The 12,003-nt window shown below is 69.9% G+C and carries 15 protein-coding genes; 8 read left to right on the top strand and 7 right to left on the bottom strand.

Features of this window, described 5'->3' with window-relative positions; genetic code table 11:
- Positions 1 to 22: 22 nt before the first annotated feature.
- From MKK67_RS30495 to MKK67_RS30470, 6 genes are all read left to right on the top strand, one after another.
- Positions 23 to 427 carry a hypothetical protein gene (locus MKK67_RS30495; protein WP_243972569.1) on the top strand — a complete coding sequence of 135 codons (405 nt, stop codon included), beginning with the start codon at positions 23 to 25 and terminating at the stop codon, positions 425 to 427.
- 71 nt (positions 428 to 498) lie between these two features.
- A complete protein-coding gene (locus tag MKK67_RS30490) occupies positions 499 to 1,371 on the top strand; it encodes a dienelactone hydrolase family protein (RefSeq protein WP_243972564.1) in 873 nt (290 codons plus the stop codon).
- A 191-nt stretch (positions 1,372 to 1,562) separates the two neighbouring features.
- A complete protein-coding gene (locus MKK67_RS30485; protein ID WP_243972563.1) occupies positions 1,563 to 2,018 on the top strand; it encodes a response regulator in 456 nt (151 codons plus the stop codon).
- Between the two features lie 79 nt (positions 2,019 to 2,097).
- On the top strand, positions 2,098 to 2,298 hold the full coding sequence (locus tag MKK67_RS30480) for a hypothetical protein (RefSeq protein WP_243972561.1): 201 nt from the start codon (positions 2,098 to 2,100) through the stop codon (positions 2,296 to 2,298).
- An 89-nt stretch (positions 2,299 to 2,387) separates the two neighbouring features.
- Positions 2,388 to 3,560, top strand: coding sequence for a chlorophyllase/cutinase-like alpha/beta fold protein (locus tag MKK67_RS30475; protein WP_243972558.1), 1,173 nt, complete (start codon positions 2,388 to 2,390; stop codon positions 3,558 to 3,560).
- A gap of 74 nt (positions 3,561 to 3,634) precedes the next feature.
- Positions 3,635 to 3,835 carry a hypothetical protein gene (locus MKK67_RS30470; protein WP_092041377.1) on the top strand — a complete coding sequence of 67 codons (201 nt, stop codon included), beginning with the start codon at positions 3,635 to 3,637 and terminating at the stop codon, positions 3,833 to 3,835.
- Between the two features lie 58 nt (positions 3,836 to 3,893).
- Here MKK67_RS30470 and MKK67_RS30465 read toward each other — a convergent pair whose 3' ends face one another.
- The 7 genes from MKK67_RS30465 to MKK67_RS30435 all read right to left on the bottom strand — a co-directional run bounded on the left by MKK67_RS30465 (position 3,894) and on the right by MKK67_RS30435 (position 9,448).
- The gene (locus MKK67_RS30465) at positions 3,894 to 4,850 is read right to left on the bottom strand and encodes a YncE family protein (protein ID WP_243972557.1); all 957 of its coding nucleotides are present in this window, start codon (positions 4,848 to 4,850) and stop codon (positions 3,894 to 3,896) included.
- Positions 4,847 to 5,380: an SRPBCC family protein gene (locus MKK67_RS30460; protein WP_243972556.1), complete on the bottom strand. Its 534-nt coding sequence runs from the start codon at positions 5,378 to 5,380 to the stop codon at positions 4,847 to 4,849. Before MKK67_RS30460 ends, MKK67_RS30465 begins: the two co-directional genes overlap by 4 nt.
- A 116-nt stretch (positions 5,381 to 5,496) precedes the next feature.
- Positions 5,497 to 6,087, bottom strand: coding sequence for a DUF447 domain-containing protein (locus MKK67_RS30455; RefSeq protein ID WP_243972551.1), 591 nt, complete (start codon positions 6,085 to 6,087; stop codon positions 5,497 to 5,499).
- 2 nt (positions 6,088 to 6,089) lie between these two features.
- On the bottom strand, positions 6,090 to 7,649 hold the full coding sequence (locus MKK67_RS30450) for a DUF6513 domain-containing protein (protein WP_243972550.1): 1,560 nt from the start codon (positions 7,647 to 7,649) through the stop codon (positions 6,090 to 6,092).
- Positions 7,646 to 8,215 (bottom strand): uridylate kinase, encoded by a 570-nt coding sequence (locus MKK67_RS30445; RefSeq protein ID WP_243972549.1) that lies wholly within the window; start codon positions 8,213 to 8,215, stop codon positions 7,646 to 7,648. The genes MKK67_RS30450 and MKK67_RS30445 overlap by 4 nt, the downstream gene beginning before the upstream one ends.
- Positions 8,212 to 8,913, bottom strand: a complete 702-nt coding sequence (locus tag MKK67_RS30440) for a (5-formylfuran-3-yl)methyl phosphate synthase (RefSeq protein ID WP_243972548.1) — start codon at positions 8,911 to 8,913, stop codon at positions 8,212 to 8,214. The genes MKK67_RS30445 and MKK67_RS30440 overlap by 4 nt, the downstream gene beginning before the upstream one ends.
- Before the next feature lie 28 nt (positions 8,914 to 8,941).
- Positions 8,942 to 9,448: a DUF3280 domain-containing protein gene (locus MKK67_RS30435; protein ID WP_243972546.1), complete on the bottom strand. Its 507-nt coding sequence runs from the start codon at positions 9,446 to 9,448 to the stop codon at positions 8,942 to 8,944.
- Positions 9,449 to 9,630: 182 nt separating this feature from the next.
- On the opposite strand from MKK67_RS30435, the gene MKK67_RS30430 reads away from it, so the two are divergent.
- Together MKK67_RS30430 and MKK67_RS30425 are read left to right on the top strand one after the other, a co-directional pair.
- Positions 9,631 to 10,878, top strand: a complete 1,248-nt coding sequence (locus MKK67_RS30430) for an ABC transporter substrate-binding protein (RefSeq protein ID WP_243972544.1) — start codon at positions 9,631 to 9,633, stop codon at positions 10,876 to 10,878.
- 125 nt (positions 10,879 to 11,003) lie between these two features.
- A complete protein-coding gene (locus tag MKK67_RS30425) occupies positions 11,004 to 11,987 on the top strand; it encodes a YVTN family beta-propeller repeat protein (RefSeq protein WP_243972542.1) in 984 nt (327 codons plus the stop codon).
- Positions 11,988 to 12,003: the final 16 nt, after the last annotated feature.

Raw genomic sequence — 12,003 nt, 5'->3', positions numbered from 1 at the left:
CCGGCACAGCGCGGAGGACCCGATGAGCGACGTGGCCGATGCCGAACTGTTCGGCAATGACGATTGGTCGGTGAGCGCGGACGGGCTTGAGCACCGCGGCACCGGCTATTTCATCAGCCGGGATGCCGCGGCTGCGCGGCGGGCCGAGGGTCTGTGGGACTGGCCGTTGCAGATGGCCGAAAAGAGCTGGTGCCGGCCGAGCCTGTTCCGCGAGGCGTTCCTGGGCGCCCTGGAGCTGTTCGGGATCGCCCGCGATGCCGGTCTGAACCGCTCCTTCGCCCTGGGCTACGGCATCCGGGCCGTGGAGACGCCGGCTTCCGACACCTTCGTCACCTTAGCCGATGTGCTGAAGCCCCGCGCCCTCCCGGAGACGGTCCGCGTCGCCGCCCCGCGCCCGGCCCGTGCGCTCGTTGCAGCAGGGGGCTGAGGCGCTCGGTCGTTTGACCGCGGCTGTCTTCGCCGGATAGCCCTCTTCGCGAGAACGCGGGAGAGATGTTCATGGCCGACACCACACATGCCGGGCTCGACGGCCTGATCACCGCGCCTCTGTCGCGGCGCGGTTTCGTGATGACCAGCCTGATCAGCGGTTTGACCGTCGCGACGACCCGTGTCGAGGCGCAGGTGATCCACACCGATGCGGCCGGCATCGAGGCCGGCGAGGTGAAGATCCCGGCTGCCGACGGCCCGATGCCGGCCTACCGGGCGGTGCCGGACGGCGCAGGCCCATTCCCGATCGTGCTGGTGATCGAGGAGATTTTTGGGGTCCACGAATACATCAAGGACATCTGCCGGCGACTCGCCAAGGCCGGCTACTGCGCGGTCGCCCCCGAACTCTATGCCCGCCAGGGCGATCTCTCGACCATGACCGATCCCAAGGTCATCATCCGGGACGTCATCTCCAAGACCCCGGACGCGCAGTGGATCGGCGATCTCGACGCCACCGCCGCCTGGGCGGCCTCGGCCGCGAAGGGCGATCCCGGCCGGCTCGGGGTGATGGGCTGGTGCCGGGGCGGGCGGGATGCCTGGCTGTACGCGGCGCATCGTCGCGACCTGAAGGCGGCGGTGGCCTGGTACGGGCCCCTCGGCGGCGAGCGGACCGACATCCAGCCGCGCACCGCCGGGGACGTGGCGGCCGAGATCAACGCGCCCCTGCTCGCCCTCTACGGCGGCGCCGATACCGGCATCCCGCCGGCCTCCGCCGAGGAGGCCCGGGACAAGGCCAAGCAGGCCGGCAAGAGCGTCGAACTGGTGATCTACCCGGAGGCGCCGCACGGTTTTCACGCGGATTACCGCCCGAGCTACCGCAAGGACGCCGCAGAGGATGGCTGGAATCGGGCACTCGCCTTCCTGAAAGCCCACGGCGTCGGCTGAACCCGCCGGTTTCCGCCGTCTTGGCGAGATGTTCCCGGTGGGCTGTGCTTCCCGGGACACGGCCACAACTTGTCGAATATGTCAGGGTCGCGGGAGGATCTGTGCCTGCGCGGGTCCGGCCGACCGCGGCGATCGGGGCGTTGAACTGATCGTCGCGACCGCCGTTCAGCCCCTGTAGAGTGTCCCGGCCCATGAGCGATTCGGTACAGCCCGGACAGAAGCCCGTGATTCTCGTCGTGGAGGACCAACCCGACGAGCGCTTCCTCGCGGCTACGCTCCTGGAGGATACCGGCTTCACGGTGATCGAGGCCGAGACCGCCGACCGAGCCCTCGCCATCCTCAAGGACCGGGCCGACGAAGTGAGCGTCGTCTTCTCCGATGTCCGCACCCCCGGGCCGATCGGCGGCTTCGAGCTCGCCCGGATCATCGGCGTGACCTGGCCGCGGGTGCGGGTGCTGCTCACCTCCGGCGATGCCGGCGACCAGCCGAGCGACCTGCGCATGTCGGCGACCTTCATCCCGAAGCCGTGGCGCGCCGAGGATATCCTGGCCTGGGTCGAGCAGGCGGCGGGGCGTCCCTCGGGGACGACCGGGCCGGCGGTGATCGGGCCGGGTGGTAAATTAATTACGCCGGGCTTGGAAACCTGAAGCCAACTCCGGGTTGTACGCCACTCCCGGAGCGCCCGGCGCCCCATCCCGTGCAACGCCGTCGAGCCCAGACTTCATCATGCACATCGTCGCTGCCAATCACGCCGACTCCCTGCGGCGGCGTCCCTGGGACGACGCGCCCGAGGCCCAGGTCGTCGATACCCTGAGCGACGAGTTGCGCGCGCATTACGCCGCGGCGGCCGACGAGGTGCCGGCGGAGATCATGGCCTTGGCCCTGCGTCTCGACGATACGGACGCCGAGCGCGCCTTCGCCGCCTGACGGGTCGCCACGAGTCGCCAAGGCGGGGGAATCTGCTATTCAGCGGGCTCTGACCTGCCGACGCATCGCGTCTCTCAGTCGAGCCCCTCATGCGTCTTCATTTCCTTCGCGGATCGCTTGCCGCTGGCCTGATCCTGGCCCTGGCCGGGATCCAGAGCGTGCAGGCCGCTGCGCCGCCGCCTCAGCCGGCCGAGGGTCCGGGCAGCGTCGGCGACCGCAAGGCGACGATCGTGAAGCGCCTGCTCGGGCGCGGGACCGCCACCACCTTCGCGTTCCACGCCGCAGGGGCCGCGCCGGCCGCCGGCCGGCCTGTCGTGGTGTTCCTGCACGGCTGGGGCGTGGTCAACCCGCAGAGCTACGGCGGCTGGATCGATCACCTGACCCGCCAGGGCTGGCTGGTGCTCTATCCGCGCTTCCAGGACGTGAACCGCACCCGCCCGGCCGACGCCCCCAGCATCGCCGAGGGCCTGGTCAAGTCCGCGCTCGCCGACCTCGCCTCCGACGCCGACGCCAAGCCGGATCTGAGCCGCGTCGCGCTGATCGGGCATCTCGCCGGCGCGCCCATCGCCTTCGACATGGCCGCGGGCGCCAAGCAGCAGGGCCTGCCGGTCCCGAAGCTGATCTTCGCCGCGGCGCCCGGCGGCATCGCCAGCGGCCCGAAATCCCGCGGCATCGCGCTGACCGAACTGTCCGGGATCGACCCGTCGACGCTGCTCATCACCATGGTCGGCGACAAGGACACCCGGGCGGCCGACCTCGCGGCCAAGCGCCTGCTCCGCGAGGCCAGCGCCGTGCCGATCGAGCGCAAGCTGTTCGTCCGCGCCCTGTCCGACGATCACGGCTTCCCGGCGCTCACGGCGACGCTGGCGGCGCCCGCCGGCACCGACACCGCCTATGACGGCGGTGCGATCAAGCCGGGGCCGGAGCCGAAGGACGCGGCCAAGGACGCCCCGAAACCGCCGCCGTTCCGCTGGTCCGCCGACATGGCGCTGACCGGCGAACAGCAGACGCTCGTGTCCCAAATCAACATCGCCCGGGTCGACGCGCTGGACTACCTCGGCTTCTGGAAGACTTTCGACATCGCGGCGGCAGCGGCCTTCGCCGGGTCGGACGCGAACGCAATGAAGAACAACCCGCGCCTCGCCGACATGGAGCGTTGGAGCGACGGCTGGCCGGTGAAGAGGCTCTCCGTCGAGACACCTCGGCTGGCCGCGCCTGCTGCCCAGGCCGGGACCCCGGCGGCTGTCGCCCGCAAGCGCTGATCGATTGAGAGGCTGGGCTTCCCCTTGGCGTAGGGCTTGCTAGTCTGTCCGTGTTCGACACGGGGGATGAAGCCATGCCCGAGTTCGTCGCCAGCCTGCTCGCCGCAGCGGCCTTCTGCCTGACGTTGCTGGCACTGAACGCGCTGACGCGGCTGCTGATCCAGGCGCATTGGGCGCCGCCGGATCTCGGCGAATCCGGCTTTCTCCAAATCGGCAGCGCCCTCGTGGTCGCCCGGGTCGCTTACCGCCGGGCGCCGCACCGCCAGATGGATTAGGGCATCATCCCGAAAGGCGGTTTCCGGCTTTCGGAGAAGATGATGCAAAAGCAAAGTCTCAGCGCAGAAAATCCCCGAACGCCCGCGGGCCATTGCCGGTGGGGATGGTCGCCAGCACCTTGAGCGTGCGGGCATCCAGAACGCTGAGCGTGTTGTCGCCCCAATTGGCGACGTAGAGGCGGCCGTCGCTATCCGCCGCGATGCCCTCGGGATGGTCGCCGACATCGATGTCGGCGATCGGCTTGAGGGTGGCGAGATCGAAGGCCGTGACGCTGCCGGCATATTGGTCGGTGACGAAGCCACGGCCCTGCGACAGCGCGATCACGTAGGGCCGCCGGCCGGTGGGGATCCGGGTGATCTCGCGCCCCGCCCCGAGGTCGATCACCGAGACATCGTCGCTCGTGACGTTGGCCGTGTAGGCGCGGCCGGCCGCGGCATCCAGGGTGATGCCGAACGGGTGCTGCCCCACCGGGATTGTTTTGGATTCTTTGCGGGTTCGTGCGTCGACCACCGAGACCGTATCGGCCTCCCGGTTGGCGACGTAGAGCGTCGCGCCGTCCGGCGCGATGGCGATGCCGGAGGGCGAGGCGCCCACCGCGATCTCGCCGTTGGGAACCAGCGTGCCGTCGCGCTCAGTCAGCACGAACAGCCGGTGGCCATACCAATCTGCCACGTAGACCGTGCCGCCCTTCGGATCGGCGGCGACGCCGAGCGGTCCGCCGGGCAGGGGCACCTCCGCGATGACGCGGCCGGCATCGAGGTCGAGCACGGCGAGGCCGTGGCCCTCGGGCCGGGTGACGTAGGCCCGCTTGCGGTCGGGCGACAGGGCGATCCCGGCCGGTGCCCCGTCGAGGGCGATGCTGCGCACCACCTTGCCGGCGGCGAGGTCGACGATCTCGACCGCGCCGCCGAGTTGGGCCGTCACGATCGCCTCCCGCGCCGGTTCGGCGCGGGCCAGCGTCGCGACTAGGGCGAGGGCGGCGGCGAGCGCCGCGCTGCGCCTGTTCAGGCTCACGAGCCCTTCTCGACCTTGGCCTTCAGGTTGGCGAGGCTCGCCTTGATCCAGTCGCCGACCCCCTTCTCGGAGGCTTCGTCGTTCAGCTCGGGCGGCGGATCGTTGTTCATGTAGCCGCGGTAGAAGGCGGCCTTCCACTCGACCTTGGATTTGGCGTCGCCCGCGGGCTCGACCGTGATCGTCGCCGAATAGTCGTTGGCCGGCAGGTCCTTCACGTCGACCTTCTCGATGTAGTACGAGAACAGCTTGTCGTCCGGCTTGTACTTGTTGCTGGTCTCTTGAATCTGGTTGCCGTTCTTGAGCGTCAGGGTGCGCTTGAACTTGGTCGGCACGTCGCCGCTGACCTCGGTCTTGGTGACGTTCTGCATCCAGTCGGCGTTCTTCACGTCGCCGATCACCGCCCAGACCTTGTCGGCCGGCGCGCTGATTTCGATCGACTCGGAGATCTTGCGCCGGGTCGGGCCGTGGGCCTGCGCGGTCGCCGCCACCAGGGCAGCCGTGGCCGCCAGGGCCAGGGTCATTGTCTTCATCGTGTCCCGCTCCTCCCGCCTCCAGGGCGCATTCCGGTGATGGAGATACCGGTTTCGCGCCTCAGAGCGTGTCACAAGTGAGTGTCAGACCCGCATCCGAACGCCCGGATACGGATCTAGCGTTCGTCCTGACCGAGAACGCGCGCCTCGGGGCCGAGGGCCGCCGCGACCTTGTCCTCGATCCAGCCCCAGGCCTCGCGCTCGCGCGGGCCCGCGGTCTTGGCGATGGCGATGGCGAGGTAGGCCATCTCCGTCAACACCTTGTCCGGCTCAAGCATGTGGAGCCGGGTCGAGAGGATCGCCGCTTCCAGCACCGCCGCCTGGGCGCGGTTGTAGCCGATGAACGGCGCGTGGGCGGCGGAATGGACCATACGGCCGCGAAAGCGCGGCCGAGTTTCATGATCCTCCACCGAGGCGATTTCGAACTCGGCATGGCCGAAGCTGTCGGCGAGCCGCCGGCCGGGAATGGCCTTGCAGGCCACGGTCGGCCATTCGCGCCGCCCCGTGACCGCGCCGGCGATCACCCGGATGTCCCGCGGGCTCGACGCCGCGAAGCACGGATTGGCCTCGAGATTGGTGATGGTCGGCGAGGGCCGAAACGGCGCCAGGACGTAGCCGTCCGCCTCGCCGATCAGCCCGAACGGCACAAGGTGCAGCTCGCCGGACGGCGCGAGCGTGGTGACGATCGTCTCCAGGATCAGCGGCATGGTCAGGCCCTGTCCGCCGGCACCAGCCGACCGCAGACCAGCTTGGTCGCGGGTTGCGGCGTCTCCGGCGTGGCCTCGTCCCGAGCCTCAGCTTCCGAGATCGTCTCAGGCGCGTCCGCATTCGCCTCGGGCTTCACCAGCTGGGCGTCGCGGGTGCCGGGCGGCGGCGCGTCGGGGCCGGAATGGCGGGTGTGGCCGGCCTTCTTGAACGCGGTGGAGTCCTCCACATCGGCGTCGGCGGCGCAGCCCCAGTCGAGGGGCTCGTCCTGAACGTAGCGCTTGCCGAGCCGCCATGCGGTCTCGGCCTTGGCGAGTTCGGCCCCGAGATAGAAGGCGTGGGCGCCGTCGCTCTTCACGTCGAGGTCGGGGAAGAAGGCCATCGCGTCGGTGCCGACCCTGTGGATGTCACGGTTGTAGACGTGGATCCCGTCCTCGGCGACGGCGACCCGGTAATTCGGGTCGCGGACCTCGGCGGCGGCCTGGGCGACCTCCGCGGCGGTCTGCACGAAGGGGCGCTTGTCGTGAAGGGCGAGGAGCGCCCGTCCGTAGCCCTTAGGCAGGGCGGAATCGACTTTCGCCGCGTACATCACCCGCCGGGCGGCATCGTGCTCTTCGACGGTGCGGCGCGTGTGGTTCGAGACCTGGACGATCAGCACGTTGCCGATCGACAGTTCCGAGCACATCCCGACCAGAAGGGCGGTGACGCCCAGGGAATCCGCCTCTGTCAGCTCCGTCAGGTTGCCGGTGCCCATCATCATCTGGATGTCGGGCCAGCGGGCGCGGGTGTCGCGGTAGCGGCTGACCGAATCCACGAAGCCGTGGTGGATCGGCTCCAGAATCGGATCCGCCAGGAACGGTTTTCCGGCCTTCAGCATCCGCTCGATCGCCCGGTCGAGGGAGGGCAGGTCGTCCGGGCGCAGGGGCACCAGGATCGGCACCGCATCGGTCTCGAAGGCCAGATCCAGCGTGTCGATGTTCAGGCTGAGCAGGTAGTCGGCCCCGGCCCGGGCGCCCCGGGCCAGCTCGTCCTGGGAGAAGGAATCGACGCTGACCTTCAGGCCGGCGCCCTTCAGGGCCGCGACCGAGTCCTCGAGATGCGGAAAGGTCGTGTCCGGCAGGCCGCCGAGGTCGATCACGTCGGCGCCGCGGCGGGCGAGGTCGAGGCCCTTGGCCAGGATCTCGTCTGGACTCATCTTCGAGGCGTCGACGATCTCGGAGAAAATCCGCAGGTCGTGCTTCGACAGATCGACCTTGCGGCCGGCGAGGCCGAGCCAAGCCGGCAGATCCACCACCTCGTCCGGCCCGCGCTCCACCGGCAGATGGAAATGCTCGGCGAGCCGCCCGGTATCGGCCCGGCAGCGGCCGGGCAGGACGATCCGGGTCGCGCCCTCGGGGATCTCGACCCGGCGGCGGATGATCTCTTCGGTCATCAGCGCGGCGACCTTCACGCCGGCATCCGCGATGCTCCAGCGGATCGTGGCCGGCAGGCCGGCCGCGACCTTCTCCAGCCGCGCCCGAGCGAGGCGGCCGGTGACGAAGACGATGTGCTCGGGGGCGCTCACGCCGCCACCCGCTGCTGCAGCGTGACCCGGCGGGTCGGTCCCCAGATCGCGATCGGGCCGCCGTAGCGCATCGCGAAGGCCGGGAAAGCGGCATCGACCAGCCCGCGCTGGGCCAGAAGGGCAGGGGACTCGTCGGCCGCGGCGTCGGCGGACTTCACCAGCACGCAGCGGCCGGCACGCAGGCGCGCGGCCAGCCAGAGCGCGAGGCTGTCGGAGGTGACGTCCCAGCTTTCGGGGATGTCGGGATGGCCGGCGCGCAGGCTCACCGGGTCCCAGACGCAGGCCGCTGCATCGTCGGCCCAGGGCGCGACGCTGCGGACGAGGCGCGGCTCCAAACTCCGAAAAAAAACGGCCATGCGGCCCATGGCGTCGAGGGCGCGGCGGTGGGCCTCCGCGTCGTCGAAGCCGTCGCGGATCTGGTCGGCCCGCACGGCATCCGCGAAGGCGCCGCCGCCCGGCACGACGATGCAGCGCCCGTGGACGCACTCGGCCACCTCCGCCAGCAGGGCGCGCAGCCGCGCCGGATCCGCCTCCAGGCTGCCGCCGATCTTGAGGATGGTCGTCACGCGGCGTCCCGATGGTTCGGCCGCAGGGCGCGCACGGCCTCGGCGACCCGCAAGGGATCGATGCCGTTGCGCCGGTCGAAGTCGCGGCACAGGCCGCCGCGGAAGCCGAAATAATCCGGACGGTGGGCGCTCAAGGTCGGGATGTCGGTGATCCGGAGAGAGCCGGCCAGCCCGCACATCAGCCCGTGAGTCCGGCACGCGGCCGTGAAGGCTGCGAGCGTATCCGGCTCGGCGAGATCGGTCAGCCGGACGCCGGACTTGCCGGCGGTGTCGATCATCGCCCCCGCGAAGCCGGCCCGCGCCAAAGCCGGGACCAAGTCGGCCGCCGGTCCGTCCTCGGCGAACAGGACGGCGATCAGACGGCCGGGCGCTGCAGCCGTCAGAGAGGCGAGCGCGGCCGTGTCGCGCCGTCGGTGGGGGTCGAGACCGGTCTTGACCCAGTCGATCCCGGTCGCCGCCATCGCGGTGACGGATTCGGGGTTCGGGTCGGCCACCGCGCTGGTCACCGCGGCGCCGGCGACCCGGGCGACGATCTCCTCCACCATTCCCGTTGCGAGGGCGCCGAGCGCGCCGCGCTCCGGATCCTTGGCGTCGATCAGGTCGGCCCCGGCGAGCTGGGCGGCCTCGGCCTCGGCCGGGTCGCGGACGCTGACGAGGAGGCGGGGCAGGGGGCCGGGTGGGACGGGGAACGCGGACACGGATCTCTCGAAGATGGGCGGCACGCAATCACGACTTGCCGGGCAGCGGCTCGGCGAGCAGGCGGTTCTTCACGACCCAGCGCATGGCATGCGCCCAAGTGTCGTCGGTATCGGCCCGGATCGTCACCTGGCCACCGCGCACCATCTTGCCGGTCTCGGCCTCGGCGATGGTGACGTTCAGGTTGAAGATCTGGCCGGATCCCTTCTCCACATAGCCGGTCACGACGAGATCCGCACCCAGGCTCTTGGCGATGTCGGCCGCGCAGCCGTTGCACTTGTAGAGCGGCCCTTCCTTGGCAACCAGTTCGGCTTTCGGCGCCGTGTCGACGATCTCCAGGCCGGCCTGATTGTGAAGGGCGTTGCGCAGCTCGTCGGTGACCAGCGCAAGCTTCTTCGTATCCACCGGCCGCGCCCGCGTGCCGTAGGTGGCGCCGGGGTCGAACAGCTCGACCGGGAAGATCGCGGCCTTCTCGGCGGCGACGGCAGGGCCGGCGAGGAGGCTGGCGGTCACCGCGCAGGCGAACAGGTGGCGCATCCTCGGGGCTCCCTCTCCATGTTGATGGCCGTGATTGGCGGCCCTTGAGCCACTATAGCTCGGGCGAAGGGACAGATTGGCAATGTACATCGCCGCGCCGGTGGCCCACGACGCGAACGTGAACGCCCGACGAAGAAGCCGCGGTTGAGCGGCCGGATCGGAAGCTGCTAGAGGCCGCGCCCATGCACGATCCTGCACATGCCCCGGCCCAGCGTGTCCCCCAGCCTCCGTGGTATCGGTCCGGCCTTGGCGCGGCCTTCGCGACCTGCACGCTCCTGACGCCCATCGCCGCCCTGGCGCAGCAGCCCGCGCCGCAGCCGATCGACACGCATATCGGGCTGATCTACCGGCCGGAGCCGGCGCCGTCCTCATACGACGCCGAGGCTGCCCCGGAGGACGAGGGTGTGGCCGGCGCCAAGATGGGCATCGCCGACAACAACACCACCGGCCGGTTCACCAAGCAGACCTTCGCGCTGGATGCGGTCGCGCTCAGCGACGAGAAGCCCGACGCCGTGGCGGCCGCCAAGGAGCTGGTCGCCAAGGGCGTGAACTACCTGGTCCTCGCGCTGCCGGCCGACGCGGTGCTGGCGGTGGCCGATGCGGTGAAGGACAGCGGCGCGGTGGTGCTCAATGCCGGCGCCCCGGACGACCGCCTGCGCGGCGCCGATTGCCGCGCCAACGTGTTCCACATCCTGCCGTCGCGGGCGATGCTGACGGACGCGATCGCGCAGTACCTGACGGTGATGCGCTGGCGGAAGATCTTTCTGATCGTCGGCCCGACCGAGGCCGACAAGGCCTATGCCGAGGCTTTGCGCAACTCGGCCCGCAAGTTCGCCCTGAAGATCACCGCGGAAAAACCCTGGACCTTCGGGCCGCTCGCAAAGGCGCGGGGCGATACCCCGACCCGGGCCGAGGCGATGGTCTTCACCCGGGGCCTCGACTACGACATGGCGATCGTGGCCGACGAGGAGGGCGACTGGGGCGACTACGTCTCCTACCGCACCGTCGATCCCCGCCCTGTCGGCGGCACTCAGGCGCTGACCTCGACCACGTGGTCGCCGGTGCTGGAGACCTGGGGCGCCGCGCAGGCGCAGAACCGTTTCCGGCGGCTCTCCTCCCGGCTGATGCGCCCCCTCGACTACCAAGCCTGGGCGGCGATCCGCACCGTGGGCGAGGCCGTCACCGCCAAGAAGACCGCCGATCCGGCCGTCCTTGGCCCGTATCTGGTCGATCCGGCCTTCAACCTGCCGGCCTACAAGGGCGTGTCCCTGAGCTTCCGCCCCTGGGACCACCAGCTGCGCCAGCCGGTGATCGTCGTCCAGCCGAAGGCCCTGGTCTCGGTGGCCCCGGAGCAGGGCTTCCTGCACCAGCGCACGCCATTGGACACGCTGGGCGTCGACCTGCCCGAGACCACCTGCAAGTTCAAATGAGGCTCCACGCCGCCTGCGGCGATGGCGAGCGGCCCGCGCCCTCGCAACCCGCGGGCGGCGCACTACAATCGACTGTCGAGAACGTCCTTCGAGGACGCCGGGACGTCACAAGGGAAGGAAGTCGCATGCGCCGCCGCGTCGAGGCAGGTCTGAGTGTGTTCGCCCTCGGAGCGTGGTTCGCCCTCAGCGGGCCGGCCCTGGCCTTCACCGCCTACGTGACCAACGAGAAGGGCAACTCCGTCAGCGTCATCGACACGACCACGATGGCCGTCACCGGGACCTGGAAGGTCGGGCGCCGGCCGCGTGGGATCACCGTGTCGAAGGACGGCAAGGAGGTGTTCGTCTGCGCCAGCGACGACGACCGGATCGACGTGCTCGACACGAGCTCCGGCAAGGTCGTGCGCTCGCTCCGCTCCGGCCCGGATCCGGAGCAGTTCATCCTCGATGCCTCGGGTAACCCGCTCTACGTCGCCAACGAGGACGACAGCCAGGTCACGATCATCGACATCGAGAAGAACAAGGTCCTGGCCGAGGTGCCGGTCGGGGTCGAGCCGGAGGGGATGGGCCTGTCGCCGGACGGGAAGATCCTGGTGAACACCTCCGAGACCACCAACATGGCCCACTTCATCGACACCAAGACGTTCCAGGTGATCGACAACGTGCTGGTCGATGCCCGGCCGCGGTTTGCCGAGTTCACCGCCGACGGCAAGTTCCTGTGGGTTTCGGCCGAGGTCGGCGGCACGGTCAGCGTGATCGACGTGGACCAGCGCCGCGTGGTGAAGAAGATCACGTTCAAGATCCCCAGCGTGAACGACGAGGCGATCCAGCCGGTCGGCATCCGCATCACCAAGGACGGCACCAAGGCCTTCGTGGCGCTGGGCCCGGCCAACCGGGTCGCGGTGATCGACGCCAAGACCTACGCGGTCGAGAAATACCTCCCGGTGGGTCAGCGCGTCTGGCAGCTCGCCTTCACGCCCGACCAAAAAATGCTGTTCACCACCAACGGGACGTCGAACGACATCTCGGTGATCGACGTCGCCGCCGAGAAGGTGGTCAAGAGCATCCCGGTCGGCCTGCTGCCCTGGGGCGTCGCCATCTCCCCGAACTAGTTTGTCACTCGAAGAC

Origin of the sequence: Methylobacterium sp. J-072 (assembly GCF_022829425.1) — a bacterium.
GTDB lineage: Bacteria > Pseudomonadota > Alphaproteobacteria > Rhizobiales > Beijerinckiaceae > Methylobacterium.
The sequence above is the reverse complement of the archived record's forward strand: the minus strand, read 5'-3'. Positions and strand labels throughout refer to the sequence as shown.